Annotated in this window: 25 protein-coding genes and 1 tRNA gene; 12 read left to right on the top strand and 14 right to left on the bottom strand. The window is 68.8% G+C overall.

All coding sequences use genetic code 11. The annotated features are described in order from the left end of the window. The first annotated feature begins 601 nt into the window (after positions 1–601). Both QIT00_RS22635 and QIT00_RS22630 read left to right on the top strand, forming a co-directional pair. Positions 602–3748, top strand: a complete 3147-nt coding sequence (locus tag QIT00_RS22635) for a DUF3427 domain-containing protein (RefSeq protein WP_282537182.1) — start codon at positions 602–604, stop codon at positions 3746–3748. Positions 3749–3781: 33 nt separating this feature from the next. Next, positions 3782–4087: a hypothetical protein gene (locus tag QIT00_RS22630; protein ID WP_282537181.1), complete on the top strand. Its 306-nt coding sequence runs from the start codon at positions 3782–3784 to the stop codon at positions 4085–4087. Between the two features lie 22 nt (positions 4088–4109). On the opposite strand, the gene QIT00_RS22625 is transcribed toward QIT00_RS22630, so the two are convergent. The 3 genes from QIT00_RS22625 to QIT00_RS22615 form a co-directional block, all read right to left on the bottom strand. Further along, the gene (locus QIT00_RS22625) at positions 4110–4649 is read right to left on the bottom strand and encodes a GNAT family N-acetyltransferase (RefSeq protein ID WP_282537180.1); all 540 of its coding nucleotides are present in this window, start codon (positions 4647–4649) and stop codon (positions 4110–4112) included. Between the two features lie 266 nt (positions 4650–4915). Beyond that, complete coding sequence (locus QIT00_RS22620) at positions 4916–5920, bottom strand: GlxA family transcriptional regulator (protein ID WP_282537179.1); 1005 nt, start codon at positions 5918–5920, stop codon at positions 4916–4918. After that, positions 5917–7362 carry a DUF445 domain-containing protein gene (locus QIT00_RS22615; protein ID WP_282537178.1) on the bottom strand — a complete coding sequence of 482 codons (1446 nt, stop codon included), beginning with the start codon at positions 7360–7362 and terminating at the stop codon, positions 5917–5919. Before QIT00_RS22615 ends, QIT00_RS22620 begins: the two co-directional genes overlap by 4 nt. 208 nt (positions 7363–7570) lie before the next feature. On the opposite strand from QIT00_RS22615, the gene QIT00_RS22610 reads away from it, so the two are divergent. Then, positions 7571–8884 carry an SGNH/GDSL hydrolase family protein gene (locus QIT00_RS22610; RefSeq protein ID WP_282537177.1) on the top strand — a complete coding sequence of 438 codons (1314 nt, stop codon included), beginning with the start codon at positions 7571–7573 and terminating at the stop codon, positions 8882–8884. A 93-nt stretch (positions 8885–8977) separates the two neighbouring features. On the opposite strand, the gene QIT00_RS22605 is transcribed toward QIT00_RS22610, so the two are convergent. Genes QIT00_RS22605 through QIT00_RS22590 form a run of 4 tightly spaced genes read right to left on the bottom strand, consistent with a single transcriptional unit; the run spans position 8978 to position 12308 of the window. After that, on the bottom strand, positions 8978–9634 hold the full coding sequence (locus QIT00_RS22605) for a DUF1707 SHOCT-like domain-containing protein (protein WP_282537176.1): 657 nt from the start codon (positions 9632–9634) through the stop codon (positions 8978–8980). A 5-nt stretch (positions 9635–9639) separates the two neighbouring features. Beyond that, on the bottom strand, positions 9640–10677 hold the full coding sequence (locus QIT00_RS22600; protein ID WP_282537175.1) for an ABC transporter ATP-binding protein: 1038 nt from the start codon (positions 10675–10677) through the stop codon (positions 9640–9642). Positions 10678–10681: 4 nt separating this feature from the next. Further along, a complete protein-coding gene (locus tag QIT00_RS22595; RefSeq protein WP_282537174.1) occupies positions 10682–11515 on the bottom strand; it encodes an ABC transporter permease in 834 nt (277 codons plus the stop codon). Then, entirely contained in the window at positions 11508–12308 is an 801-nt protein-coding gene (locus tag QIT00_RS22590; RefSeq protein WP_282537173.1) for an ABC transporter permease, read from the bottom strand. Before QIT00_RS22590 ends, QIT00_RS22595 begins: the two co-directional genes overlap by 8 nt. A gap of 203 nt (positions 12309–12511) precedes the next feature. Between QIT00_RS22590 and QIT00_RS22585 the strand changes: the two genes are divergently transcribed. Beyond that, on the top strand, positions 12512–14839 hold the full coding sequence (locus tag QIT00_RS22585; protein WP_282537172.1) for a transglycosylase domain-containing protein: 2328 nt from the start codon (positions 12512–12514) through the stop codon (positions 14837–14839). Here QIT00_RS22585 and QIT00_RS22580 read toward each other — a convergent pair. Together QIT00_RS22580 and QIT00_RS22575 are read right to left on the bottom strand one after the other, a co-directional pair. Next, positions 14830–15177: a GroES family chaperonin gene (locus QIT00_RS22580; RefSeq protein ID WP_282537171.1), complete on the bottom strand. Its 348-nt coding sequence runs from the start codon at positions 15175–15177 to the stop codon at positions 14830–14832. The genes QIT00_RS22585 and QIT00_RS22580 overlap by 10 nt on opposite strands. Positions 15178–15220: 43 nt before the next feature. Continuing rightward, complete coding sequence (locus QIT00_RS22575) at positions 15221–15544, bottom strand: DUF3618 domain-containing protein (protein ID WP_282537170.1); 324 nt, start codon at positions 15542–15544, stop codon at positions 15221–15223. 162 nt (positions 15545–15706) lie between these two features. Here QIT00_RS22575 and bcp point away from each other — a divergent pair, with 162 nt between their 5' ends. The 4 genes from bcp to QIT00_RS22555 all read left to right on the top strand — a co-directional run bounded on the left by bcp (position 15707) and on the right by QIT00_RS22555 (position 17759). Next, the gene (bcp, locus tag QIT00_RS22570) at positions 15707–16174 is read left to right on the top strand and encodes a thioredoxin-dependent thiol peroxidase (RefSeq protein WP_282537169.1); all 468 of its coding nucleotides are present in this window, start codon (positions 15707–15709) and stop codon (positions 16172–16174) included. Positions 16175–16315: 141 nt separating this feature from the next. Beyond that, positions 16316–16984, top strand: a complete 669-nt coding sequence (locus tag QIT00_RS22565) for an HNH endonuclease signature motif containing protein (RefSeq protein WP_282537168.1) — start codon at positions 16316–16318, stop codon at positions 16982–16984. Further along, the gene (locus tag QIT00_RS22560; protein WP_282537167.1) at positions 16981–17673 is read left to right on the top strand and encodes an HNH endonuclease signature motif containing protein; all 693 of its coding nucleotides are present in this window, start codon (positions 16981–16983) and stop codon (positions 17671–17673) included. Before QIT00_RS22565 ends, QIT00_RS22560 begins: the two co-directional genes overlap by 4 nt. Positions 17674–17683: 10 nt before the next feature. Further along, positions 17684–17759, top strand: a tRNA-Leu gene (locus QIT00_RS22555). Between the two features lie 47 nt (positions 17760–17806). On the opposite strand, the gene rdgB is transcribed toward QIT00_RS22555, so the two are convergent. The 4 genes from rdgB to QIT00_RS22535 form a co-directional block, all read right to left on the bottom strand. Next, complete coding sequence (gene rdgB, locus QIT00_RS22550) at positions 17807–18409, bottom strand: RdgB/HAM1 family non-canonical purine NTP pyrophosphatase (RefSeq protein ID WP_282537166.1); 603 nt, start codon at positions 18407–18409, stop codon at positions 17807–17809. A gap of 131 nt (positions 18410–18540) precedes the next feature. Next, positions 18541–18936 carry a hypothetical protein gene (locus QIT00_RS22545; RefSeq protein WP_282537165.1) on the bottom strand — a complete coding sequence of 132 codons (396 nt, stop codon included), beginning with the start codon at positions 18934–18936 and terminating at the stop codon, positions 18541–18543. Between the two features lie 89 nt (positions 18937–19025). Next, positions 19026–19778: a ribonuclease PH gene (rph, locus tag QIT00_RS22540; protein WP_282537164.1), complete on the bottom strand. Its 753-nt coding sequence runs from the start codon at positions 19776–19778 to the stop codon at positions 19026–19028. Positions 19779–19957: 179 nt separating this feature from the next. Next, positions 19958–20245 carry a PTS glucose/sucrose transporter subunit IIB gene (locus tag QIT00_RS22535; protein ID WP_282537163.1) on the bottom strand — a complete coding sequence of 96 codons (288 nt, stop codon included), beginning with the start codon at positions 20243–20245 and terminating at the stop codon, positions 19958–19960. Between the two features lie 164 nt (positions 20246–20409). Between QIT00_RS22535 and QIT00_RS22530 the strand changes: the two genes are divergently transcribed. The 3 genes from QIT00_RS22530 (at position 20410) to QIT00_RS22520 (ending at position 24313) form a co-directional block, all read left to right on the top strand. Continuing rightward, positions 20410–21651, top strand: coding sequence for a PTS transporter subunit EIIC (locus QIT00_RS22530; protein WP_282537162.1), 1242 nt, complete (start codon positions 20410–20412; stop codon positions 21649–21651). Positions 21652–22026: 375 nt separating this feature from the next. Continuing rightward, positions 22027–23241 carry a PTS transporter subunit EIIC gene (locus tag QIT00_RS22525; RefSeq protein ID WP_282537226.1) on the top strand — a complete coding sequence of 405 codons (1215 nt, stop codon included), beginning with the start codon at positions 22027–22029 and terminating at the stop codon, positions 23239–23241. 172 nt (positions 23242–23413) lie between these two features. Next, a complete protein-coding gene (locus QIT00_RS22520) occupies positions 23414–24313 on the top strand; it encodes a DUF7916 family protein (protein ID WP_282537161.1) in 900 nt (299 codons plus the stop codon). 17 nt (positions 24314–24330) lie between these two features. On the opposite strand, the gene QIT00_RS22515 is transcribed toward QIT00_RS22520, so the two are convergent. Beyond that, positions 24331–25083, bottom strand: coding sequence for an MBL fold metallo-hydrolase (locus tag QIT00_RS22515; RefSeq protein ID WP_282537160.1), 753 nt, complete (start codon positions 25081–25083; stop codon positions 24331–24333). A gap of 199 nt (positions 25084–25282) precedes the next feature. On the opposite strand from QIT00_RS22515, the gene QIT00_RS22510 reads away from it, so the two are divergent. Continuing rightward, complete coding sequence (locus QIT00_RS22510) at positions 25283–25735, top strand: type II toxin-antitoxin system PemK/MazF family toxin (RefSeq protein ID WP_282537159.1); 453 nt, start codon at positions 25283–25285, stop codon at positions 25733–25735. The last annotated feature ends 6 nt before the right edge of the window (positions 25736–25741 follow it).

Here is a 25741-nt window from a genome sequence, read left to right as displayed (position 1 = left end):
CGTGGTCGGCGACGAGTTCTTTGGTTCGCGGTGCACGGCATTGACCTTGGGCCTCGCGTGATCCACGGGGTTGCGGTGGGCGCATCATGACCGCATCAGGAACCCTCAGGCTGCTTCCGTGGGTCAACGAGGACGGGAGGCCGTGTTACCTCGTTGGGGACGGAACCGGCTACCTGTCACGAGTCGCGGACAACATCGAGGCTATGCAACTTGGAATGGGATCGGATCTGCTCGCGCACGCGACTCACATGCTCGACGACCCGAAGCTACCGAACGGTGAACTCCGTTTCCTTGCATGCCGGTTGACTGAGGCCCTGAGTGACGTGCTTCGAGTCGCCGAGAGCCGAGGCGCACGCCTCCCTGCAGTCGAAGACCCCGAGGACCTGGATCCCATCGCACCTGGTGACGGACCTGACCAGGTAGGCCACTCGGAACCGCCCTCCCCAACCGCCTGAGCAGCCGCCCACACCAGGCGAACTTCTGCCGCGCCACGCCCATTTCCAGCCTGGTGATGGGCGTGGCTGGAACACAACTGCCTCCGACGCTGTCAGCGACGCCTGTTAGAACTTGGCGTAACCATTCCTGGCACGAGGGAGCACACGTGGTGGATACGGGGGACGCGACCCAGCCGGCCGCAGGTGTCTACGAGAAGCTGGTCACCCACAGCTTGCAGAACCAGATAGAGCAGCTACAGGCCGCTGGCTGGAAGGCCATCGACGCGGAGGTGAGTACGGAGTCATCACCTCACGTGCTTGCCCGACATATCGCGGAAGCAGCGCAGCGCAGACTTCTTCAACTCCCCCACGACAAACGGCTGGCGGCGGCCAACCAGATCATGGAGTCGCTGGCCGTCGCTGCCCCTGACCCCGATGTTGACGCAGCAGTCGGTCTCATCGCGGATGGTCCCCGGCAACTCCTCGCCCTGGCTGAGCAGGAAGCGCCCGGGGTGTACGCGATACGCCCGGCAACGCCGCTCTCAGAAACCGCTCTGATCACCAATTCCCCTGACGACCCAAGTCTGGGCACCGAGCTGCGCGCGGAGCTGGCCACTGCGGACCGCATCGACCTGCTCTGCGCCTTCGTGAAGTGGTACGGCATCCGCGTGCTCGAAGATGCTCTGCGTGACGCAAAGCGACGCAACGTACCGATTCGCGTCATCACCACGACCTACATCGGCGCCACGGACCGCATCGCACTCGACCGCCTGGTCCGGGAGTTCGGCGCAGAAGTAAAGGTCAATTACGAGATCAGGTCGACCCGGCTGCACGCGAAGGCCTGGCTGTTCCGGCGAAACAGCAGATTCGACACCGCGTACGTCGGAAGCTCGAACCTCTCCAAGGCAGCGTTGCTCGACGGCCTTGAGTGGAACGTACGTCTGTCGTCTGTGGCCACCCCCGCAGTGCTCGGCAAGTTCGAGGCAACCTTCGACGCGTACTGGAACGACACCAGCTTCGAGGACTACAACCCAGACATCGACGAGGAGCGACTCGATCAGGCTCTGTGGCAGGCCGGTGGAGGCGGGTCTTCGGAGGACGCCCAGATCAGCCTGTCCGGCATGGAAGTGCGCCCCTTCCCTCACCAGAAGGACATGCTGGAGCGGCTCCGCATCGAGCGTGAGATCCACGGGCATACCGAAAACCTGCTGGTCGCGGCCACGGGAACGGGCAAGACCGTGATGGCGGCGTTGGACTATCGCGACCTGCGTAGCAAGTTCGATGGGAACAATCCGCGCCTCCTCTTCGTGGCCCACCGTAAGGAGATCCTCCGGCAGTCCCTGAGGACATACCGAGAGGTCTTGGTGGACGCATCGTTCGGCGAGCTACTTCATGGAGGCGCCGATCCCCGCGACTGGCAGCACGTGTTCGCCAGCGTGCAGTCGCTGAACGCTGATCGCCTCGAGCAATTGGAACCCGGTCACTTCGACATCATCGTGATCGACGAGTTTCATCATGCCAAGGCGCAGACGTACGAGCGGATCATCAAGCACTTCAAGCCAAAGCAGCTCCTCGGTCTCACGGCAACGCCCGAGCGGGCTGATGGATTCAACGTTCAGGACCTGTATTTCGAAGGTCGCATCGCGGCTGAAATGCGCTTGTGGGAGGCCCTGGAGAACGACCTCCTCTGCCCGTTCCACTATTTCGGAATCCCGGATGGCACGGACCTAACCCAGGTGGGCTGGCAGCAAGGGTCCTACAGCGATAGCGAGTTGGGGAATCTCTACACTGGAAACCACGCTCGTGCGCGGATCGTGGTCAAGCAGATTCTGGACAAGGTCTCACGACCGGGAGCTATGCGCGCGCTTGGGTTCTGCGTGAACAAGAAGCATGCGCACTTCATGGCGGAGTTCTTCAGTCAAGCCGGGTTCAAGGCTGTCGCCCTGGACAGCGAGTCGAAGGAAACCGTTCGCGACAAGGCACTCGCCGACCTTCGCGACGGAAGGCTCCAGGTGATCTTCTCCGTAGACCTGTTCAACGAAGGTCTCGACATCCCTGACGTAGACACGCTCCTGCTCCTGCGTCCCACCAACAGTGCGACGATTTTCCTGCAGCAGCTCGGCCGCGGGCTTCGGCGCACCGCCAATAAGCCAGTTCTCACAGTCCTCGACTTCATCGGTCAGCACCGGGCGGAGTTCCGATTCGAGGAGCAGTTCAGGGCGATGACCAACTCGTCCCGCAACCGCCTCATTAACCAGATCGAGCGCGATTTCCCTCAACTACCTTCCGGATGTCAGATCCTACTTGAAGGGAAGTCGAAGGAACTCGTCCTCGATAACATTCGAACCCAGATAAAGGCGAATGTTAATACCCTGGCGAAGGAAGTCCGGGCCTACAGCACTCCCGACCTCAAGAGCTACCTGCGAGAGAGCCGCCGAGAGATCAAGGAGCTCTACAAGAGCAGCAACTCGTGGACCACGATTCTGCGCAAGGCCCGCATTCTCGACGAACAGGGTCCTGCTGGCGAAGCCGATCTCCTCAAACGCATCCACGCCTTCTTGCACGTAGACGACCCCGAGCGCGCCCACGCGTACCTCCACCTCCTAGACGACGATGCGCCCAACTACGAATCGCTGTCACCGCGGGACCAGACGTACGCCCGGATGCTGTTCTTCAATCTGTGGGACAAGGCTGGCGGATTCAGCAGCTACCAGCAGGGTTTGGAATCGCTGCGGGAGCAGGCTGATTTTCGTGACGAGTTGCGGCAGGTTCTGAAGTACGTGCTCGATCGCTTCGATCACTTCCCCATCCCACTGGAAGGACCGCACGCTCACGTACCTCTGAAGGTACACAGCTCCTACAACCGGTCCGAGATTCTGGCTTCTCTCGGCGTCGCCCGCTTCGGCGGTCAGATGCCAGGCTCGTTCGCCCAAGGGGTTCAGTGGGTTGATGACTTCAAGACCGACGCACTTCTCATCACTCTAGAGAAGAGCGATAAGGACTTCTCACCCACGGTCCGATACAAGGACTACGCGCTGAGCCCCACACTGTTCCACTGGGAGTCTCAGAATCAAACGTCTGAGAGCTCGCCAACCGGCCTCCGATACCAGTGGCATGAACAACAGGGAAGCCACGTCCTGTTGTTCATGCGCCGCTACAAGAACACCGACATCGGAAAGTCTCAGCCCTGGATGTTGCTGGGTCCGGCCAGCTACGACAAGCACGCTGGGAGCAAGCCGATGGCCATCACCTGGCGGTTGAAGTACGAACTCCCCGCCGATGCCTGGATGTATTCGTCCATCACACCCAGCTAGCCCCGATAAGCCCCCACAGCGCCTGGAGCTCTTATGCCTTTCCCCACCTCCACCATCGCATCCGCAACCGGACTCCTGGGCGGATACGCCATCGCCCGATGGACCAAGAAGCGCCCCCTCGGCGGAGTCGCCCTCGCCGCGGCCGGGGCCGTCGCCGCGCGGGGGTGGCAGCAACAGGCCGGAGGGAAGGTGGCCGCTGCGCTCAGCGCGGCGTACGTGGCCGGATTCGGGGCCGCGCATCCGCTGGCCAAGAAGGTCGGGGCGTGGCCCGCCGTCGGGATCGTGGCCGGTGGGGTCGCGATGGCCTCGTGGGTGGTCGTGGACCGGAAGGCTCGATAGGCCCCGCCCACGTGAGCGAGAGCTACGCCACAGCCGGATGCCCCGGAGACAGCAACACCACCACCCCGTTCCCCGCCCCCGGAAGAGGCGGAACCTCCCTCCACCCCAGGCGCTGATAGCTCGCCACCGCGTTCTTCGCAGCGCGGGACATCGGGACCCAAGCCCGGCCCGACGGTGCATCCGCGGTGAGTTCGGAGAGGAGGGTGCGGCCGAGGCCCTGGGGGCGGGCGTGGCGGCGGACGGCGAGTTCGTCCAACTCCAGGGCTCCGGCCAGGAGTTCCTCGACGCGGGCCTCGCCGAGTTGGGAGAGGATCTTCGCGTACGTCGGGGTGTCCGGGAGCGCGCGCGGGGTCAGCCAGGCGATCGCGAAGCCGTCGATGCCGGTGCGGGACTGGGAGAGGACGGCGCGGAAGCCGGGGCGTTCCGTGTCGCCGCGGAGGCGGTAGTGGAACCGCTGAATGGTTTCCTCATCCTCGTTCCACGGGGGTGCGGAGAACACCTCGGCGTAGGCGTCCACCAGGTCTTCGGCGAGGTCGAGGACGGTCGTTCCGTAACAGATCACCTGTGTGTCTCCCTCTCCCGCTGCTCTCCGGGGCCGGTTCCGCTGTGTCCCAATCTAGGTCGTATCCGCTGTGTGTGATGGTGCGGGGTGGCTTGGGTGGTTACGGGAACGCCGCTACGTGATCTTCAACTCGCCCTGGATCCAAGGGAGATGGGGAGAGAGCAGCACTTCACGCCGGGCGGCCGTACACAGTCTCGAGCCTCCCGCGACGGGAAACGACTGCCTTCACTTCCCGGGCGTGTCGCCCCCGGAGGCCGCCGTAGGATCTACGGCCTTCGACCCTCCCCCGGCGCGCCCGGCCCCCGAAACGTCACCCGGTAAGCCCGGGGCGACACCCCCAGCGCAGCCTGGAAGTGCTGGCGCAGGGAAGCCGCCGTGCCGAAGCCCGACTCCGCCGCCACGCGGTCCACCGTGTGGTCGGTCTCCTCAAGCAACTGCCGGGCCCGTGCGAGGCGTTGTCTGCCCAGCCACTGCATCGGGGTCAGGCCCGTCTCCTCGCGGAAGCGGCGGCTGAAGGTACGTACGCTCATCGCCTCGCGGTCCGCCAACTCCCGCAATGTGAGGGGCTGTTCAAGTCGGCTCAACGCCCAGGCGCGGGCTGCGGACGTGGAGGACCCGCCCGGCTCCGCCACCGGCCGCGGGATGTACTGGGCCTGGCCGCCCTCGCGGTGCGGCGGTACGACCGTGCGGCGGGCGACGTCGGCGGCGACTGCCGCGCCGAAGTCGCAGCGGATCATGTGCAGGCACAGGTCGACGCCCGCGGCCTCGCCCGCCGAGGTGAGGACGCGGCCGCCGTCCACGTAGAGCACCTCGGGCTCGACCCGGACCGCGGGGAACGTACGGGCGAAGTGGTCCGTGGACAGCCAGTGGGTGGTGGCGCTGCGGCCGTCGAGGAGGCCGTGCGCGGCGAGGACGAAGGCGCCGGTGCAGATCGAGGCGATACGGGTGCCGGAAGGGATCCGGTCGAGGGCGGCGGCGAGCGCGGGCGGCAGGCCGTCGGCGTACGACTCGTCCTCCTCGTGGGAGGCGGGCACCAGGACCGTGTCGGCCTCGGCGAGCGCCCGCGGGCCGTGGTCCGCGCGGATCGGGAAGTCGGCGTCGGTACGGATCATGCCGGGGGTGAGCGCGCAGGTCACCACGGAGTACAGCGGCTCGCCGCGCGCGGAGCGGGCCGAGCCGAAGAGCTGGTGGACCAGGCCGAGCTCCATCGGCAGTACGCCGTGCCGGACGAGGACGGCGACCCGGTGCGGGGCGGAGGAGGGCACGGTCATGCCCCGAACGCCCGCGAGACCGTGTAGATCGCCAGGCCCGCGAGCGAGCCGACGACCGTGCCGTTGATGCGGATGAACTGCAGGTCACGGCCGATGTGGGCCTCGATCTTCTTCGAGGTGTGCTCGGCGTCCCAGCCCGCGACGGTCTCGGTGATCAGGGAGGTGATCTCGGAGCGGTACGTGGTGACCACGTACACCGCCGCGTCCTCCACCCAGCCGTCCACCTTGCGCTGCAGCTCGGGGTCGGTGGCCAGGCGCTGCCCGAGGGAGAGCAGGGCGGCGCGCACCCGCAGGCGCAGCTCGCTGCGCTCGTCCTCGGCGGCGGAGACGATCATCGCGCGTACGGAGGACCAGGCGGAGGCGATCACGTCCTGGACCTCGCGGCGGCCGAGGACCTCGCTCTTGAGGCGTTCGACGCGGGCCCGGGTGTCGCTGTCGGACTGCAGGTCGGCGGCGAAGTCGGTGAGGAAGCGGTCGATGGCGCCGCGGGCCGGGTGCTCGGGCATGTCCCGCATCTCGGTGACGAAGCGGAGCAGTTCCTTGTAGACCCGCTCGCCCACCTTGCGGTCGACGAAGCGCGGCGTCCAGCCGGGGGCGCCGCCCTCGACCGCGTCCATCACGGACTCGCCGTGGGCGACCAGCCAGTCGTGGGCGCGGACGCAGACCAGGTCGACGGCGCGGTGGTGGCCGCCGTCCGCGACGACCTGGTCGAGGGTCTTGCCGAGCCCGGGCGCGATCTCGACGGCGTCCGCGCGGCGGGTGATGGCCTCGCCGACGACGGCCTGGACGTCGGAGTCGCGCAGCACGGTGAGGGCGCCGCGCAGCGCGGTGGAGAGCTCGGCGGTGACGCGGTCGGCGTGCTCGGGTTCGGCGAGCCAGGCGCCGAGCCGGGAGCCGAGGCCGACGCCGCGCAGCCGGCGCCGTACGACGTCCTCGGAGAGGAAGTTCTCGCCGACGAACTCTCCGAGGGAGACGCCGAGCTGGTCCTTCTTGCTCGGGATGATCGCGGTGTGCGGGATGGGCAGGCCGAGCGGGCGTTTGAACAGGGCGGTGACGGCGAACCAGTCGGCGAGCGCGCCGACCATGCCGGCCTCGGCGGCCGCCGCGACGTACCCGGTCCAGCCGCCCGCGCCGGAGCTCTGCGCCCACTTGGCGAGGACGTAGACGAGGGCGACGAGCAGCAGAAGCCCGGTCGCCGTGGCCTTCATGTGCCGCACGCCGCGCCGCTTCTCCTCGTCGGCGGCGCTGTACGTGAACCCGCCGCCACGGGAAGCAGGGGCCCCGGAACCATCGGCCCCGAAGCCAGACGTGGCGGAACCAGACGTGCCGGAACCGGACCTGCCGGAACCAGACGTGCCGGATGAGTGACCGTTCACCGGGGAATGCTCCCTCATGACTCGTTCACCCGATTCTTCCGCCTCTTCGGCTTTCTTGCGTTCCATCCGCTCCACCGTCCGACCGTCCCCACGTCATCCCCGGTCTCATTGTCCCGACGTTGCCTCTACGTGACCTACTCCTGGAACGAACCGCGAGTTCCCGGCGTCTTGTTGAGACGGAGGGGGTGCCGTGCGCGCCCTCCCGGCCCATGTCGCAAAATGGGATAGTCGAACTGGAGCCCCGGGCTCCCCTGCCCGAGGAGAAAAAGGCCGCGTGACCAGGCGTAACGGCTATGCCCTAATGGCTGCCCTGGCGGCCGTCGTGGTGCTGATCTCCGCGGCCATATACGTGGGTGTGTCCGGCGACGCCCGGGATGACGACCTGCGCGCCGGGCCCCGGCACCCGCAGGGCTCCGCCGCCCCCGCCTCGTCCGGCACCTGGGTAGGCACCTGGTCCAGCTCGCCCGCCGCCGCCGAGCCGCGCACCGAGGCCGGCTTCGCGGGCCGCTCTATCCGCAACGTCGTGCACACCAGCGTCGGCGGCAGCAGCGCCCGCATCACGCTCTCCAACCTGTACGGGCGTACGCCGCTGTCCATCACGCACGCCTCCATAGCCCTGGCGGCCGCCCCCAACACCCCGGGCGCGGCCGCCGGAACCCTGCGCCGCCTGTCCTTCGGCGGCAACCACTCGGTGGTCGTCGAGCCGGGCGGCCGGGTCGTCAGCGACCCGGTCAGGCTGCGCGTGCCGCACGACGCCGACCTGCTCGTGACGACCTTCTCCCCCACCCCGTCGGGCCCGGTGACGTACCACCCGCACGCCCGGCAGATCAGCTACGTGGCCGACGGCGACCGGGTCTCCGACCTGCGCGGCGACGCGTACACCCAGCAGAGCCCGTACTGGCGCTACCTCGCCGCCGTCGACGTGCTCAGCCGCGAGGCCGAGGGCGCCGTGGTCGTGCTCGGCGACTCGCTGACCGACGGCGTGAGCTCCACCATGGGCGCCAACGCCCGCTGGACGGACGTCCTTTCGGACCGGCTGCGCGACGAGCAGGGCGCGCCCCGCTACAGCGTCCTCAACCAGGGCATCAGCGGCAACCGCATCCTCTCCGACGGCCTCGGCCGCCCCGCCGACAACCCGAGCGGCCTCTCCCGCTTCGAGCGCGACGCACTATCCCGTACGGGCGTCAAGGCCGTCGTCATCGCCCTCGGCATCAACGACATCCTGCGCAACCCGCAGCAGACCTCCTCCGAGGAAATCCTCGACGGCATGAGGGAGTTGACCCGCCAGGCGCACGCGCGCGGCCTGCGGGTGATCGGTGCGACGCTGATGCCGTTCGGCGGACACCGGGGCTACACACCGGAGTTGGACGAGGTCCGCCGCCAGGTCAACGAGCAGATCCGGTCCGGGAAGGTGTTCGACGCGGTCGTGGACTTCGACCGCGCGCTCCGCGACCCGTACGCCCCGGAGAAGCTGCGCGAGCCGTACGACTCGGGTGATCACCTGCACCCGAGCGACGAGGGCTTCAAGAAGATGGCGTACGCGTTCAACCTGGCGTCGCTGCGGGGGTCGGTCCCGGCGGAGCTGTGAGCCCCGGCGGGGGTCGGCTCACGTCGTCGTCAAGGGCACCCTCGACCACCGCACCGAATCGCCCTGCGGGCTCGTCCTCAAGCGCCGGACGGGCTACTTCTCCAGCCCCTTGCGCCGGTCCTTCTCCTCCTTGAGCCGCCGCTTCTCCGACCGGGAAATCTTCCGCTTCACGCACACCCCGCCCCAGAACGCGAACCCCGTGACGATCACGCGCGGGGCGCCCGGCTCGGGCGGTTCGTCGCCGAGGCGCTCGTCGAAGCCGCCCATGACGCCGATGCCGCGCACCACGACCTCGACGCCCGGCGGCACGATCACATCGACGCCGCCCATGATCGCGACACAGTTGACGACGACCTCCGGCGCCTCGAACTTCGCCTCGCGCAGGTCGACTTCACCGCCGCCGCAGAGCGCGAAGCAGTTGAAACGGCGCGGGACGGTCCACATCCCCTTGCGCGAGAAGCCCGACATGATCGCGACCCCGCCCGCCGAGGTCCCCGCACCGCCGATCCGCTCCGCCCACGCGCCCGAACCCGAGGCCCGCGCGGGCGCCGGGCCCGGTCCGGCGGGGTCGGGCAGATCGCGCGTCACGGGTTCGAGCTCGCCGTACGTACGCGCCTTGTACGTGGCGTCCAGGCGTTCCTGGAACTCCTCCATGTCGAGCCGGCCCTCCGCCACGGCCTCCCTCAGCCGCTCGGCCACCCGCTCCCGGTCCGTGTCCGAAGCCCGCAGCTCCGGCAACTCGTCGGTCATACGAATCAGCCTAGCGCGGAGCGGTCCGCGTACATCTGGGCGATGACGGCCTCGATGTCGGGCTCCCTGACAGACAGGTCCACCACCGGGTACGCCGACGCCAGCTCCGTGACCAGCGGGGCCGCCGAGGCCGCGGCCGGGAACGCCAGCCACTGCCGGGGCCCCTCCACCCGCACCACGCGGGCACCGGCGACGCTCACCTCGGGCAGCTCGTGCTCGAAGTCGACGACGAGGGTGCGCTCGCTCTCGCCGATCTCGTGCAGCCCGGCCAGCGCCCCGTCGTACATCAGACGGCCGTGGTCGATGACCATGACGCGTTTGCAGAGCTGCTCGATGTCCTGGAGGTCGTGCGTGGTGAGCAGCACCGTCGTGCCCGACTCGGCGTTCAGGTCGCGCAGGAAGCCGCGCACCTTCGCCTTGGAGATCACGTCGAGGCCGATGGTCGGCTTGTCCAGGTAGAGCACGTCCGGGTCGTGCAGCAGCGCCGCCGCGATGTCGCCGCGCATCCGCTGCCCGAGGGAGAGCTGCCGTACAGGAACGTCCAACAAGGCGCCCAGATCGAGGAGTTCGACACAGCGGTCGAGGTTGGCGCGGAACCGGGCGTCGGGGATCCGGTACATGCGGTGCATCAGGCGGTACGAGTCGATCAGCGGCAGGTCCCACCAGAGCGTGGTGCGCTGCCCGAAGACCACGCCGATGCGCCGGGCAAGCCGGGTGCGCTCGCGCGCCGGTTCGATGCCCGCGACCCGCAGCCGACCGCCGCTGGGCGTGAGGATGCCGGTGAGCATCTTGATGGTGGTGGACTTGCCCGCGCCGTTGGGCCCGATATAGCCGACCATCTCGCCGCGCGGCACGCTGAACGAGATCCCGTCCACCGCCCGCACCTCGCGCCGCTCACGGCGCAGAAACCCGGTCTTGCGGCGTACGTCGAAGACCTTCTCGACGCCGTCGAGCACGATGAAGTCGTCCGTGGAGTCCGTGGGGTCAGTGGGGTCCGTGGGGTCCGTGGGGTCCGTGGGGTCCGTGGGGTCCGTGCGTTCCATCGGTTCAGCTCCCTGTACTGCGGTACGAACGAAGTCCCGCGCGCCACGCGAGCCCCGCGAGAGCGCAGCACGCGGCGGCCACGAACGGCGGCAGGAACGCGAGCCACGAGGGCAGCCCGATCGGGTTCTCCCGGTCGAGGATGTAGAGCGCGGGCAGCCAGTTCACGAAGGCCAGCGGCAGCACGAAGGTCACCCCGCGCACCAGCTCCTTCGCGAACACGGTCGGCGGGTACTGCAGCAGCGTATTGCCGCCGTACGTAAAGGAGTTGGACACCTCGGACGCGTCCTGCGCCAGGAACTGGAAGGCCCCGCCCGCGACCAGGACCGCCCCGAAAATCGCCGCCCCGCACACCAGCATCATCGGCACCATCAGCAGCTTCACCGGATCCCAGTCGACGTCCATGACGGCGAGGCCGTAACCGAGGACGAGCAGCCCCTGCGTGACCCGGCCGAGGCGGCGCAGCGCGAAACGGTCTGCGGCGACCTGCGCGAGGACCGGCGCGGGCCGCACCAGAAGCGTGTCGAGCGTGCCGTCGCGGACCCGGGAACCCAGCCGCTGCACGGGCCCGAGCAGCAGCTCCGCCAGACCGAAGGCGGTGCCCGACGTGCCGTACAGGAAAGCGATCTCCCCGAGCGTGAACCCGCCAAGCGCGTCGACGTGCGAGAACATCAGCAGGATCGCCACGAAGTCGAACGCCGTCACGGCGAAGTTCGCGCACAGCGTCAGCGCGAACGAGGCGCGGTAGGCCATCGTGGACCGCACCCACGCCCCCGCGATCAGCCGGTACGCCGCCACCCCGTGCCGCAACCGGCCCCGCTCCCGGACGAGTTCAGCCACCCTGGACCACCACCCTGCGCGTCGCGACGTACTGAAGCAGCCGCCCGGCACCGAGCAGCACCACGGCCCACGCGGCCTGGAACGCGTACGCGCCGAGAAGCCCGAACCCGGTGTGCTTGCCGAGCAGAACATCCGCGGGCACCTGCAGCAGCGCCGACCAGGGCAGGGCGCGGGCCAGCTCACCGAGGGCGCCGGGAAAGACGTTGAGCGGCAGCAGCATGCCCGAGAAGAACATCCCGGCGAGCGCGGCGATCTGCGTCACCCCCGCCCCATCGAGCAGCCAGAACGCCGAGAGCGCCACCAGGTAGCGCAGCGCGAAGCTCACCACGAGCGCGAGCAGCACACTGCAGACGAAGGCGAGCCACGTACCGGGCGCTGCGGGCAGCGCGAGCTCGAAGACCAGGGCGCCGACCGCCATCGGCACGACCCCCCGCCCCAGAAGCTGGAACGCCGCCCGCCCCAAGTCCCCCGCCAGCCACCACAGTTGGAGATCAGCGGGGCGGTACAGGTCCACCGCGATGTCACCACTGCGAATCCGCTCGACCAACTCGTCCTCGAACCCGCCCCCGAGCAGCGAACAGGCCGCGAGCATCGCCTGCCCCAGCCACACATACGTGACCGCCTCCGCCTGGTCGTACCCACCGAGGCCGGGCCGCTCGTCCCACAGGGCCACATAGGTGTAGGCCACGATCAGACCGAAGACGGTATTGGTGAAGACACCCGCCGCCGTCGCCGTCCGGTACGTCGCATAGCGCCGGAACCCGCCGGCCGCGACCGCCACGTACAACCGCACAGAACCCCCTCACCCACGCCCCCGGCCAAAGCGCACGACCCTAGCCCCCGCCCGCACAACCCCGCCACGGATTTTCACCCGCGCGGCGGATCACAGTGCCGTCACAGGCGCGCGCCCCCGCCGAGGCGACCCGATCGCGGTGGAACAGTGTCCAATAGGTCGTACGGGGGATGTATCCAGCCGAAACGGGAGTTCCGGAAGACATGAGCGACGAGCCCGACGAGCCTCAGCAGCCGGCCGAGGACGGCAGGCAGGAGCTCACCCGCAGACAGTTCAGGCAGCAGCACAAGGCAGCCCGCAAGGCAGCCCGCAAGGCCAGACGCAAAGCCTCCGGCTGGCGGCGAATCCTCCCCACCTGGCGCATGATCCTCGGCGCCTTCCTGCTGCTCTGCCTCCTCGTCGGCGGCGGCCTCGTCGCCGGCTACCTCCTCGTCGACATCCCGCCCGCCAACGCCTCCGCCACCAAGCAGAGCAACGTCTACCTCTACGCCGACGGCTCACCCCTGGCCCGCGACGGCGAGGTCAACCGCGAGAACATCCCGCTCAGCCAGGTCCCGAAACACACCCAGCACGCCGTGCTCGCCGCCGAGGACCGCGACTTCTACTCCGAGTCCGCCGTCGACCCCCAGGCCATGCTCCGCGCCGCCTGGAACACCGTCACTGGCAAGGGCAAGCAGTCCGGCTCCACCATCACCCAGCAGTTCGTCAAGAACTACTACCTCGGCCAGGAACAGACCCTCACCCGCAAAGCCAAAGAATTCTTCATCGCCATCAAACTCGACCGTCAGGTCAGCAAGAACGACATCCTCCTCGGCTACCTCAACACCAGCTACTTCGGCCGCAACGCCTACGGCATCCAAGCCGCCGCCCACGCCTACTACGGCAAGGACGCCGAGCAACTCACCGTCGCCGAAGGCGCGTACCTCGCCACGCTCCTCAACTCCCCCAACGCGTACGACGTCTCCGCCCACCCCGAGAACAAGTTCCGCGCCGTCGGCCGCTGGAACTACGTCCTCGACGGCATGGTCAAGGAGGACTGGCTCACCCGCCCCGCCCGCAAGGCGCTGAACTTCCCCGCCCCCGACACCGCCAAGGCCCCCTCCGGCATGTCCGGCCAGCGCGGCTACGTCGTCAAAGCCGTCGAGGACTACCTCACCGCACACGACGTCGTCGACACCGACACCCTCGCCAAGGGCGGCTACCGCATCACCACCACCCTGCAGAAACCCCGCCAGGACGACTTCGTCCGGGCCGTCGAGGACCAGCTCATGTCCCAGGTCGACCCGAAGGCCCGCAAGGTCGACGCCCACGTCCGGGCCGGCGGCGCCGCCATCGACCCGACTACCGGCAAGGTCGTCGCCATGTACGGCGGCATCGACTACACCAAGCAGTACGTCAACAACGCCACCCGCCGCGACTACCAGGTCGGCTCCACCTTCAAGCCGTTCGTCCTCACCGCCGCCATCCAACACGGCTCCACCACCCAGGACGGCCGCCCCATCGACCCCAACACCGTCTACGACGGCACCAACCAACGGCCCGTGGAAGGCTGGTCCGGCGGCAGCTACGCCCCGGAGAACGAGGACCAGCGCTCCTACGGCGACATCACCGTCAGCGCCGCCACCGACCTCTCCGTCAACGCCGTCTACGCGCAGATGGCCGTCGACGTCGGCGCCGCCAAGGTCCAGCAGACCGCGATCGACCTCGGCATCCCCGCCACCACCCCCGACCTCACCGCCTCCCCCTCCATCGCCCTCGGCCCCGCCACGGCCAGCGTCCTCGACATGGCCCAGGCCTACGCCACCCTCGCGAACCACGGGGAGCACGGCGCGTACACCCTCGTCGAAGGCATCACCAAGGACGGCGCGCGCATCGCACTCCCCGAGGAGCAGAAGCGGCAGGTCGTCAGCCGCGAGGCCGCCGACACCACCACGTCGGTTCTGCGGGGCGTCGTCGAGGGCGGCACCGGCACCGCCGCCCAGGCCGCGGGCCGCCCCGCCGCGGGCAAGACCGGCACCGCCGAGGAGGACAAGGCCGCCTGGTTCGCCGGCTACACCCCCGAGCTCGCCACCGTCGTCGCCGTACTCGGCCAGGACCCGAAGCCGCCCTACGGCCAGACCCCGCTGTACGGCGCACTCGGCGAGCCACGCATCAACGGCGGCGCCCACCCGGCCCGCATCTGGGCCCAGTTCACCCGCGACGCGCTTCAGGGCCGACCCGTACAGGACTTCGACCTCACCTTGGCACCCGGCGCCGAGTACCCCCCGCTGCTTCCCCCGGAAACCGACCCCGGCCCCACGGACGGCGGCGAGGACCCCGGCACTATCGAGGGCGAGACGCAGGGACAGACCCAGGGACAGACCCAGGGCCGGACCGACGGGCCCACGCAAGGCTGGACGGACAACGGCACCGGCACGGACGGCGGCACCACCGGCACCACCGGAGCTACAGGCGCTACAGGCGCTACAGGCGCTACAGGCGCTACAGGCGCTACAGGCGCTACAGGCGCTACAAGACGGACCTACAGATAAAGCCCCGTCGAATCCTCCGACCCCTCGAACCGGTCCGCCGCCACCGCATGCAGATCCCGCTCACGCATCAGCACGTACGCCACACCCCGCACCTCGACCTCGGCACGGTCCTCCGGGTCGTACAGCACACGGTCACCGGGCTCCACCGTGCGGACGTTCTGCCCCACGGCCACCACCTCGGCCCACGCGAGCCGCCGGCCCACGGCCGCGGTCGCCGGGATGACGATGCCACCCGTGGAGCGCCGCTCGCCCTCCGCGATATCGGTCCTGACGAGGACGCGGTCATGCAGCATCCGGATGGGCAGCTTGTCGTGGTGTTCCTGGCTGTTGGCGCTCACACCCCGAACCTACCCGCACCCGGGCCCGCCGTGTCCCTCCGGGTCAGCGCCGCCTGCGCCGGGCCACGGCCAGCAGACCGACCACACCCACCACCGCGAGCGCCACCGGGACGACCCGCTCCAGACGCGGCGCACCCTCGGCGTCCACGAACTGCGACTTCACATCACTCACCGCGCGATTGGCGGAGACGTACGCACGGCCCAGCGTCTGGTCCACCGTGCTCGCGACACGGGCCTTGGCGTCCCCGACGACCGTCTTCGGGTGCACCCGCACACCGATCTCGTCGAGCGTCTCGGCCAGCTGCGCGCGCCGCCGCTTGATGTCCGCCTCGATCTCAGCGGGGGTCCTGGCCTGAGCATCCGACACCGCGCTGCCTCCGTGTATTCGTGATCGTCGTGATCGCCATTGTGATCGTTTTCCGTTCCTGATGGACAGTCTGTCAGCTCCACGCGGAACGCACCGCACAGCACCCCCCATTACGCTCTCCCGTACGCCCGGACGTACCGACACCTCCTGAGGAGACCGAAGATGAGCGAGCGCCTGCAGCCCGGCGACCCCGCCCCCGCTTTCACCCTGCCCGACGCGGACGGCAACGAGATCTCGCTCGCGGACCACAAGGGCCGCAAGGTCATCGTCTACTTCTACCCGGCCGCGCTCACCCCGGGCTGCACCAAGCAGGCCTGCGACTTCACCGACAACCTCGACGCCCTCACGGCCGCCGGCTACGACGTCATCGGCGTCTCCCCCGACAAGCCGGAGAAGCTCGCGAAGTTCCGCGAGAAGGAGAACCTCAAGGTCACGCTGGTCGGCGACCCGGACAAGCAGGTCCTGGAGGCGTACGGCGCCTTCGGCGAGAAGAAGCTGTACGGCAAGGTCGTCACCGGAGTCATCCGCTCCACGGTCGTCGTGGACGAGGAGGGCAAGGTCGAGCACGCCTTCTACAACGTGAAGGCGACGGGCCACGTAGCGAAGATCATCCGCGACCTGGGCATCTGAGGCTTCCCCCTCCCTCTTACGGAACGGCCCGCACCGAACAAGTGGTGCGGGCCGTTCCGCATTTCGGCCGTAACTGTCCGATAACCGGTTCGTTACTCCGTGCGAGACCGCGAACACGCGGTCGATACGGGAGGGGAACCGATGGGGACGAACAACAGCCCGTACACGAAGGAACGCCTAGAGGAGGCGGCGAAGGGGGCGCGGAACTGGACGGAGGCGTTGGAGCGGTTGGGGGTGGACCCACGGAGCTCTACGCGGAGCTACATAGCGGAACGCATGAAGAAGCTGGGCGTAGACACGTCCCATTTCGAACGAGAGGGAGTCAAGTGGACGCGGGAGCTCCTTGAGGCGGCGGTCGCTTCGTCAACGAGCGTGTGCGGCGTGCTACGCCATCTCGGACTCGAACTCGTCGGCGGCCACCAGACCCACATCGGCCGCCGGATCAAGGCGTACGGAATCGACACCTCGCACTTCACGCCCGTGGCGCGCACGGAGAACCAGCGGCACAACGCCCGCCGCCGAAGCGCCGAAGAGGTCCTGGTCGAGCAGACGTCACCGCACGCCAGGCGGATATCCGGCCGCCGCCTCAAGGAGGCGATGCACGAACTCGGCTTGGAGGAGCGGTGCGCCTTGTGCGGCATGGGACCGGAATGGCTCGGCGAACCGCTGCCTCTAGAGGTCGACCACATCGACGGCAACTGGCGGAACAACCGCATCGAGAACCTGCGCATACTCTGCCCCAACTGCCATTCCACAACGGACAGTTACCGGGGTCGAGGCAAGGCGCTGCGCAACGGGGGCGCGCGGTGAGCGACCGAATCCAGTACACCCGCGAGCTTCTCGCCCAGGCCGCTGCACAGTGCTCCAACATCGACGAGGTCATCGCCTTCTTCGGCACGAGGCCTTATAAGACGCTACGTCGCTACCTGCTGCGACGCTTCGAGTACTTCGGTATCGACGTCTCACACTTCGGCTACCACGGCCGCCTCACCCGACGCAGCACTCGGCCGACGAGCGGAGAGTTGCGCGCAGCGGTCTCGGAGTCGGTGTCACTGGCCCAGACGCTGAGCCACCTCGGCCGCCCCAGCAACGAGAGCCAACGCGCAATGGTGTGGCAGTGGATAGCCGAGGAGCGGCTCTCGACCTCGCACTTCCTGGGTCAGGCGCACCAGCGAGGCAAGAAGGCCCCCAACGCCAAACGGCCGGAGGAAGTTCTGGTGCGGCACGACGGCAGGGTGCGGACGAATGGAGTCCGACTGCGCCGCGCACTCCGCGAGGTCGGCGTCCCCGAGGAATGCGCGAGGTGCGGCACCGGCCCCGAGTGGCGGGGCAAACCCATGACCCTGGAGGTTGACCACATCAACGGCGACTGGAGTGACGACCGGCGCGAGAACCTGCGGTTGCTTTGCCCCAACTGTCATGCGATTACCAGTACATGGTGTCGAGGAGGCCGACGCCAGGCCTCGGGCACCAGAGACCCGCAGCGCCCAGTAAGGTAGATGGCGCTGCGGGCCCGTACCCCAGCTGGCCAAGAGGGCGCCGCTTTAGATGCGGTGTGTCGTGGGTTCGAGTCCCACCGGGCCCACCGCACGAAGGGCGCCACCAGCGGGTGGCGCCCTTCGTCGTACAGCCTCAGCCCAACAACTCCCGAACCACAGGAACCAGCGCCCGAAACGCCTCCCCCCGGTGACTGATCGCGTTCTTCTCCGCAGCCGAAAGCTCCGCACACGTCCGGCTCTCCCCCTCCGGCTGGAGGACCGGGTCGTAGCCGAAGCCCCCCGAACCGGCCGGTTCATGTCGCAGCGTGCCGCGCAACTGCCCCTCTACGACGCGCTCCGTGCCGTCCGGGAGGGCGAGTGCCGCCGCGCAGGCGAAGTGGGCCGCGCGGTGGGGCTCGTCGATGTCCGACAGCTGGGCGAGGAGGAGTTCGAGGTTCGCGGTGTCGTCGCCGTGGCGGCCGGCCCAGCGGGCGGAGAAGATGCCGGGGGCGCCGCCGAGTACGTCGACGCAGAGGCCTGAGTCGTCGGCGACGGCGGGGAGGCCGGTCGCGCGGGCGAGGGCGTGGGCCTTGAGGAGGGCGTTCTCGGCGAAGGTGACGCCGGTTTCCTTGACGTCGGGGATGTCGGGGTAGGCGTCGGCGCCGACGAGGTCGTGCGGGAGTCCGGCGTCGGCCAGGATGGCCTTGAGTTCGGTGATCTTTCCGGCGTTGCGGGTGGCGAGGATCAGGCGTGTCATGGCGTCGATTATCGGCCCGTACGAGGCGCGTGGGCGACGTACGAAGAACGGGCGGGCGGTGGCGGGCCCGCCAGGTGCCCGTCACCGCCCGCCCGTCACCGCCCGCCCGTACGCGAGGCCGGTCGGAAGTGTTACGGCTTGCAGGCCTTGGTGAGTTCGCCGGTGGCGTCGGTGACTCCCGAGATGTCGGGGTGGGGGTCGCCGTTCTCGATGGACTTGCGGACTTCGTCGACGGACTTGCTGAGGTCGTCGACGGCCTTGCCGACGTCGGCGTTGTCGGTCTTGTCGCCGATCTCGCCGAGGTTCTTGTCGATCTTGTCGAGGGCCTTCTCGGCTTCGAGGGGGTTGTCGGCGGCGCTCTCCACGGCTTGCTGGAGATCGGTTGCGCTGTTCGCGATGGCGTCGGCGGTCCGTACGCAGTCGAGTGCCGTGTCGACGGCGCTGCAACCGATGGCGAGCGGCGTCACGAGGGCCACTGCTGCGGTGGCGAGGGCGATGCGTGCGGTACGTCGGCGGCGCGGAGCCATGAACGGTTCCTCCCAGGCTGTGCTCGGGCGTGCGGCGGGTTGCCGCATGCCCGGGCTGGTGTCGTACCTCTAAGAACGCGTGTGGGGGGTCAGTTGGTTGCCGCGCCGGGTGTGATGGTCGCCTCCAGGGCCTTGCGCTGGTGGGCGGCGAGTTCGTCGCAGCCGGCGACGGCGAGGTCGAGGAGGGCGTTGAGTTCGTCGCGGGCGAAGGGCTCGGCTTCGGCGGTGCCCTGGACTTCGACGAAGCGGCCGTCGCCGGTGCAGACGACGTTCATGTCGGTGTCGGCCTTGACGTCTTCCTCGTACGCGAGGTCGAGGAGGGGGATGCCGTCGACGATGCCGACGCTGACGGCGGCGACGGTGCCGGTGAGGGGGGTGGCCTTGGGCTTGATGAGCTTTTTGCCCTGGGCCCAGGTGACGGCGTCGGCCAGCGCCACGTACGCGCCGGTGATGGCCGCGGTGCGCGTGCCGCCGTCGGCCTGGAGGACGTCGCAGTCGAGGACGATGGTGTTCTCGCCGAGGGCTTTGTAGTCGATGACGGCGCGGAGGCTGCGGCCGATGAGGCGGCTGATCTCGTGGGTGCGGCCGCCGATCTTGCCGCGTACGGATTCGCGGTCGCCGCGGGTGTTGGTGGCGCGGGGGAGCATGGAGTATTCGGCGGTGACCCAGCCTTCGCCGCTGCCCTTGCGCCAGCGGGGTACGCCTTCGGTGACGGAGGCGGTGCAGAAGACCTTGGTGTCGCCGAAGGAGACGAGGACGGAGCCTTCGGCGTGCTTGCTCCAGCCGCGTTCGATGGTGACGGGGCGGAGCTGTTGCGGCGTGCGGCCGTCGAAGCGAGACATGGGGCCGAGCCTATCCCGCGGTGTGCGGGGCCTGTGCCGGGCAGGGGGAAGGCCCCGTGCCGGGCAGGGGGAAGGCCCCGTGCCGGGCAGGGGGAAGGCCCCGTGCTCGCCTGGTCGGTGGCGGGTGCGGGGCCTTCGGGGGGTGTGCCGGGGTTGGCCGGGGGTTGGCCGGGGTGGGCTCACATCATGTCTTCGATGTCCGTGGCGATGGGGTCGGCGTCGGTGCCGATGACGACCTGGACGGCGGTGCCCATGCGGACGACGCCGTGGGCGCCGGCGGCCTTGAGGGCGGCCTCGTCGACCTTGTCGGGGTCGATGACTTCGGTGCGGAGGCGGGTGATGCAGCCCTCGACTTCTTCGATGTTGTCGATGCCGCCAAGGCCGGCGACGATCTTCTCAGCCTTTGTGGCCATGTCCTTCTCCCTGTTGTGACGGGCTTGTTCGGCCCACCGTGGTCCGGTGTGCACCGTAACCCACGTTTGGCGCACCTTCGCGAGCGATGACCCATTGGGTACCGAATGATGACGATCACCGGTGTCCGCTGGGGTGTTCGGCAGCGCGTCGCTGCTCCGCACTGGTCTACACCAGTATCCAACGACCGCCAAACGCGCCTTGTTCCGGGAGGGATTCCATGAGCTCGCAGAGCGCTGCGGCAAAGCCCAGGCCGGGCAAGAGCTGGAAGCAGGTGGTCCTGGGCGGCCTGCAGAAGCTGGGGCGCAGCCTGCAACTGCCGGTGGCGGCGCTGCCTGCGGCGGGTGTGCTGCTGCGGCTCGGGCAGGACGACGTGTTCGGCAAGGACGGTCTGGGCTGGGACAAGCTGGCGGCGATCTTCGCGGGTGCGGGCGGCGGCATCCTCGACAACATGGCGCTGCTGTTCTGCGTCGGTGTGGCTATCGGTTTCGCGAAGAAGGCGGACGGTTCGACGGCGTTCGCGGCGGTGGTCGCGTACATGGTCTTCAACAACGTGCTGATCAAGGCGTTCGAGGACGATGTGACCGGGCAGGCGGTGAATCCCGGGGTGCTCGGTGGTGTGGTGGTCGGTCTGATCACGGCGAAGGTGTGGGAGAAGTACCACCGCACGCGGCTGCCGGACTGGCTGGGCTTCTTCAGCGGGCGGCGGTTCATTCCGGTGCTGATGTCGTTCATCTGCGTCGGGCTCGCGGTGGTCTTCGGGTACGGCTGGCAGCCGATCGGTGATGCGTTCAACGCGTTCGCGGAGACGTTGTCGAGTTGGGGTGCTTGGGGTTCGGGCATTTTCGGGGTGATCAACCGGGCTTTGATCCCGTTCGGTATGCACATGCTGTTGAACACGTTCGCCTGGTACCAGTTCGGGAGTTTCACGCCGCCGGACGGCGAGGAGGTGCACGGTGACGTGTTCCGGTTCCTCGCGGGCGACCCGGACGCCGGCATGTTCACCACCGGCTTCTACCCGATCATGATGTTCGCGCTGCCGGCGGCTTGTCTGGCGATGGCGCACTGCGCCCGCCCGGAGCGCCGGAAGGTCACGTTCGGGATGATGATGTCGCTGGCTCTGACGTCGTTCGTGACGGGTGTGACGGAGCCGATCGAGTTCTCGTTCGTCTATCTCGCTCCGGCGCTGTACGCGATCCACGCGCTGCTCACGGGTGTGTCGATGGCGGTGACGTGGGCGCTGGGGATCCGTGAGGGGTTCACGTTCTCGGCGGGGTTGTTCGACTACGTACTGAACTGGAATCTCGCGACGAAGCCCGCGCTGCTCATCCCGGTGGGGCTGTGTTTCGCGGTGGTGTATTACGTGCTGTTCCGGGTCGTGATCACGAAGTTCGACCTGAAGACGCCGGGGCGCGAGTCGGACGAGGAGATCGCGGAGATGGACCGGGAGAACTACAAGTGAGGGGCCGGTAACGGGTCGTACTGGCCGTACGGCCGTGCGGTCGTGCGGTCGTGCGGTCGTGCGGACGTGCGGACGTGCGGACGTACGGCAGGCCCGGCTGAGCCCCAAGGGCCCGGATCGCGAGCGGCGATTCGGGCCCTTCGTCATGTATGCCCGTTCGTTATCGCAGTGCGGCCGGGAACGGGTTCCTTATCCCGCGCTCACCGTGTTACAACAGGTCTACACCACTATTGGTGTAGACCACGCGGCCTGTGGCCGCGTCCCCTGAGCGACGCCGCCGTCCCCACATGTCCCCTGGCGGCGCCATGCCCACTGGAGGAAGTTGTGTCCACGGCTGCCGCACCCGCGGCCGACAAGAAGAAGGGCGCGGGCCTGATGGCCGTGCTCCAGCGCATCGGCCGCAGCCTCATGCTCCCGGTCGCGGTCCTGCCGGCCGGCGCGCTGCTGATCCGCCTCGGCCAGGACGACATGCTGGGCCGGGCCTCGTTCCCCGACTTCATCACCAAGATCGCCGGTTACATGGCGGCGGGTGGTGGCGCCCTGATCGACAACATGCCGATGCTGTTCGCCGTGGGCATCGCCATCGGCTTCGCCAAGAAGTCGGACGGCTCCACCGCACTCGCGGCCGTCGCGGGCTACCTGGTCTTCTCCAAGGTCCTCGGCACCTTCACCGACCCGAACGCCAAGCAGGTCGCGGCCATCGCCGACAACGGCAAGGCGGTCCTGGTCGACGGCCCGGTCAACGCCGGAGTCCTCGGCGGTGTCGTCATGGGCATCGTCGTCGCCCTGCTCTACCAGCGCTTCTACCGTACGAAGCTGCCCGACTGGGCCGGCTTCTTCGGCGGCCGCCGCCTCGTCCCGATCCTGTCGTCGTTCGCGGGTCTGGTCATCGGCATCGTCTTCGGCCTGATCTGGCCGGTGCTCGGCGCCGGTCTGCACAACTTCGGTGAGTGGCTGGTCGGTTCGGGCGCGGTCGGCGCGGGCATCTTCGGTGTCGCCAACCGCGCGCTGATCCCGGTCGGCATGCACCACCTGCTCAACTCCTTCCCGTGGTTCCAGGCGGGCGAGTTCGAGGGCAAGCACGGCGACATCGCCCGCTTCCTCCAGGGCGACCCGACCGCCGGACAGTTCATGACCGGCTTCTTCCCGATCATGATGTTCGCCCTCCCGGCGGCCTGCCTCGCGATCGTGCACTGCGCCCGCCCGGAGCGCCGCAAGGTCGTCGGCGGCATGATGTTCTCGCTCGCGCTCACCGCGTTCGTCACCGGTGTCACCGAGCCGATCGAGTTCACGTTCATGTTCATCGCGCCGGTCCTGTACGCGATCCACGCGGTGCTCACCGGTGTCTCGATGGCGTTGACCTGGGCCCTCGGTATGAAGGACGGCTTCGGCTTCTCGGCCGGAGCGATCGACTTCTTCCTCAACCTGGGCATCGCGTCCAACCCGTGGGGTCTGGCCCTGGTCGGCCTCTGCTTCGCCGCCGTCTACTACTTCGTGTTCCGTTTCGCGATCACGAAGTTCAACCTCCCGACGCCGGGCCGCGAGTCCGACGAGGAGCTCGCCGAGCTGCAGAAGGCGGAGGCCAAGTAGGCCTCAGCCGCTCTCACCGGAAGCCGCTCTCGCCGAAAGCCGCTCTCACCGGAAGCCGCTCTCGCCGAACGGGACGAAGGGCCCGGCCGTAGTCGACCTACGGCCGGGCCCTTGCCGTTTTCGACCGGTTAGCGTCGAGACAGACCCGTACGCCCATCGCCTGGAGCGCCCCATGACCACCCGCATCCTCGACCTCGACCGCGAGCGGCTCGCCGCGCTGCGCGGCCGGGAGCTCACCGCGGCCGTCGCCGCCGCCGAGGGCCGCACGATGATCGGCGAGGTGTTCGCCGAGCGGGCCGCCCTGATCCCCGAGCCGGGCGGGCGCGGGGTGCACAACCTGGAGCTGGTGTCGGCGTTCGGCGCCGACATCGTCGTACTGAACCTGATCGAGCGGGCCTGGGACGGGGAGCGGTTCGAGCTGCCGGGGCTCGGCACGTTCGCCTCGCTCACGGAACTCGCCGCGTACGTGGGCCGGCCGGTCGGTGTGAACCTGGAGCCCGGGGACGTGCCGGAGATCCGGCGGGCCAGGCCGGAGCACGCCAAGCGCCTGGTCGACCTGGGCGCCGCGCTGCTGTGCATCACCGCCAACCCCGGCACCGGCGGCTCCTTCGACGGGATGGCCCGGGTGACGGAGGAGCTGCGCGCGGGCCTCGGGGACGACGTGGCGCTGTGGAGCGGCAAGATGCATCACGCCGGCCATCCGGAGCGGGTCACGAAGCAGCGGCTTGTGTCGCTGGTGGAGGCTGGCGCGGACGGTGTGGTCATGCCGCTGCCGGGCACCCTGCCCGGTGTCACGCGGGAGCTTGCGGCCGACGCGGTGGCGGCGGTGCAGCGGGCGGGCGCGGTGGTGATGGGCGCGATCGGTACGAGCCAGGAGGGCGCGCACCAGAATGTGGTGCCCCAACTCGCCCTGACCGCAAAGGAGGTGGGCGTCGACGCCCATCACTTCGGTGACTCGTTCATCCCGGGCATGTGCGACCCGGAGCTGCTCTACGCGTACTCGGTGGCGATCCGCGGCCGCCGCCACACCTGGAACCGGATGGCTCTGGGCGGCCGCGGCTTCCGCGCCTGACTTCTGGGGCCCGCGGGCTAGATCTCGTAGACCGCGCCCGCCCTGGCCACCTCGACCGGCCCGTCGAACACGGCACGGGCGTCCGTCAGGTTGATCCGCGGGTCGGTCCACGGCGGGATGTGGGTGAGGACGAGTCGGCCCGCGCCCGCGCGGCGTGCGGTCTCGCCGGCCTCGCGGCCGTTGAGGTGCAGGTCCGGGATGTCCTCCTTGCCGTGCGTGAACGAGGCCTCGCAGAGGAACAGGTCGGCGCCCTCGGCGAGTTCGTCGAGGCCGTCGCAGACGCCGGTGTCACCGGAGTACGTGAGCGTCTTCCCGCCGTGCTCGACCCGGATCGCGTACGCCTCCACGGGGTGGGCGACCTTCTCGGTGCGCACGGAGAACGGGCCGATCTCGAAGGCGGCCGGCTTCAGCGTGTGGAAGTCGAACACCTCGCTCATCGACGAGGCGGACGGGGTGTCCGCGTACGCCGTGGTCAGGCGCTGTTCCGTGCCCTCGGGACCGTAGACCGGGAGCGCGTCGCAGCGGCCGCCCTCGTGCCGGTAGTACCGGGCGACGAAGTAGCCGCACATGTCGATGCAGTGGTCGGCGTGCAGATGGCTGAGGAAGATCGCGTCGAGGTCGTAGAGACCGCAGTGGCGCTGCAGCTCGCCCAGGGCGCCATTGCCCATGTCGAGGAGCAGCCGGAAGCCGTCGGCCTCGACGAGGTAGCTCGAGCAGGCCGAGTCCGCGGACGGAAACGAGCCCGAGCAGCCGACGACGGTGAGCTTCATGGAGCGGGAACCTCCGTGCTGGCAGGAAGGACGGGGGTTGTGCGGTCAGTCGAGCGTAAGGCGCAAAAGCCCGCGTCACTCCTCCGTGCCGGGCTGTTGTGGGGGAACTCACCACCGTTGTCACCGGATCGGGCGGCGTGGGCCGGGTGGTGTGGGGGTGGGCGTCGCAGGGAGTGGGGGGCGCCGGTACGGTCGGGGCATGGACACGTCGTGGTGGCTCGCGCTCGCTGCTGTCGTGGCCGTCGCCCTCGTTGTCGCGGTCGCGGACGGGTGGGGGCGCTTCCGTACCAGGCCCGGGGGTCGTACGCGTCCGCCGGCCGGGCCGCGTGTGCTGCCGAAGCGGCGGCCGCAGCCGCGGGAGATCTGGTGGGCGACGGTGCCGTACGAGGACGGGCCCGGCGGAAAAGACAGGCCCTGTCTGGTGCTTTCGGTGCACGGTAAGCGGGCCGTCGTCGCGAAGATCACCAGCAAGTACCACGACGAGCGGGCCGGAGTGATCCCGCTGCCGCCGGGTTCGGTCGGCGACGCGCACGGGCGGCCGAGCTTCCTGGAGACGGACGAGTTGCGGGAAGTCCCGCTGTGGGACTTCCGGCGCCGGGTCGGGATCGTGGACCCGGCGCTGTGGGATCAGGTCGGGTATCTGGCGGAGTAAGTGACC

The sequence above is a fragment of the Streptomyces luteolus genome (genome assembly GCF_029968015.1).
Classification (GTDB): domain Bacteria; phylum Actinomycetota; class Actinomycetes; order Streptomycetales; family Streptomycetaceae; genus Streptomyces; species Streptomyces luteolus.
Note: the sequence above shows the minus strand (reverse complement) of the source record. Positions and strands in the feature narration are given on the sequence as shown.

Bases quoted from the DNA above. Each gene is read 5' to 3' on its own strand.
- QIT00_RS22630 (WP_282537181.1), top strand. From the start codon at position 3,782: ATGCCTTTCCCCACCTCCACCATCGCATCCGCAACCGGACTCCTGGGC.
- QIT00_RS22620 (WP_282537179.1), bottom strand. From the start codon at position 5,920: ATGACCGTGCCCTCCTCCGCCCCGCACCGGGTCGCCGTCCTCGTCCGG.
- QIT00_RS22615 (WP_282537178.1), bottom strand. From the start codon at position 7,362: ATGGAACGCAAGAAAGCCGAAGAGGCGGAAGAATCGGGTGAACGAGTC.
- QIT00_RS22605 (WP_282537176.1), bottom strand. From the start codon at position 9,634: ATGACCGACGAGTTGCCGGAGCTGCGGGCTTCGGACACGGACCGGGAG.
- QIT00_RS22600 (WP_282537175.1), bottom strand. From the start codon at position 10,677: ATGGAACGCACGGACCCCACGGACCCCACGGACCCCACGGACCCCACG.
- QIT00_RS22585 (WP_282537172.1), top strand. From the start codon at position 12,512: ATGAGCGACGAGCCCGACGAGCCTCAGCAGCCGGCCGAGGACGGCAGG.
- bcp (WP_282537169.1), top strand. From the start codon at position 15,707: ATGAGCGAGCGCCTGCAGCCCGGCGACCCCGCCCCCGCTTTCACCCTG.
- QIT00_RS22565 (WP_282537168.1), top strand. From the start codon at position 16,316: ATGGGGACGAACAACAGCCCGTACACGAAGGAACGCCTAGAGGAGGCG.
- rdgB (WP_282537166.1), bottom strand. From the start codon at position 18,409: ATGACACGCCTGATCCTCGCCACCCGCAACGCCGGAAAGATCACCGAA.
- QIT00_RS22545 (WP_282537165.1), bottom strand. From the start codon at position 18,936: ATGGCTCCGCGCCGCCGACGTACCGCACGCATCGCCCTCGCCACCGCA.
- rph (WP_282537164.1), bottom strand. From the start codon at position 19,778: ATGTCTCGCTTCGACGGCCGCACGCCGCAACAGCTCCGCCCCGTCACC.
- QIT00_RS22530 (WP_282537162.1), top strand. From the start codon at position 20,410: ATGAGCTCGCAGAGCGCTGCGGCAAAGCCCAGGCCGGGCAAGAGCTGG.
- QIT00_RS22525 (WP_282537226.1), top strand. From the start codon at position 22,027: ATGGCCGTGCTCCAGCGCATCGGCCGCAGCCTCATGCTCCCGGTCGCG.
- QIT00_RS22520 (WP_282537161.1), top strand. From the start codon at position 23,414: ATGACCACCCGCATCCTCGACCTCGACCGCGAGCGGCTCGCCGCGCTG.
- QIT00_RS22515 (WP_282537160.1), bottom strand. From the start codon at position 25,083: ATGAAGCTCACCGTCGTCGGCTGCTCGGGCTCGTTTCCGTCCGCGGAC.
- QIT00_RS22510 (WP_282537159.1), top strand. From the start codon at position 25,283: ATGGACACGTCGTGGTGGCTCGCGCTCGCTGCTGTCGTGGCCGTCGCC.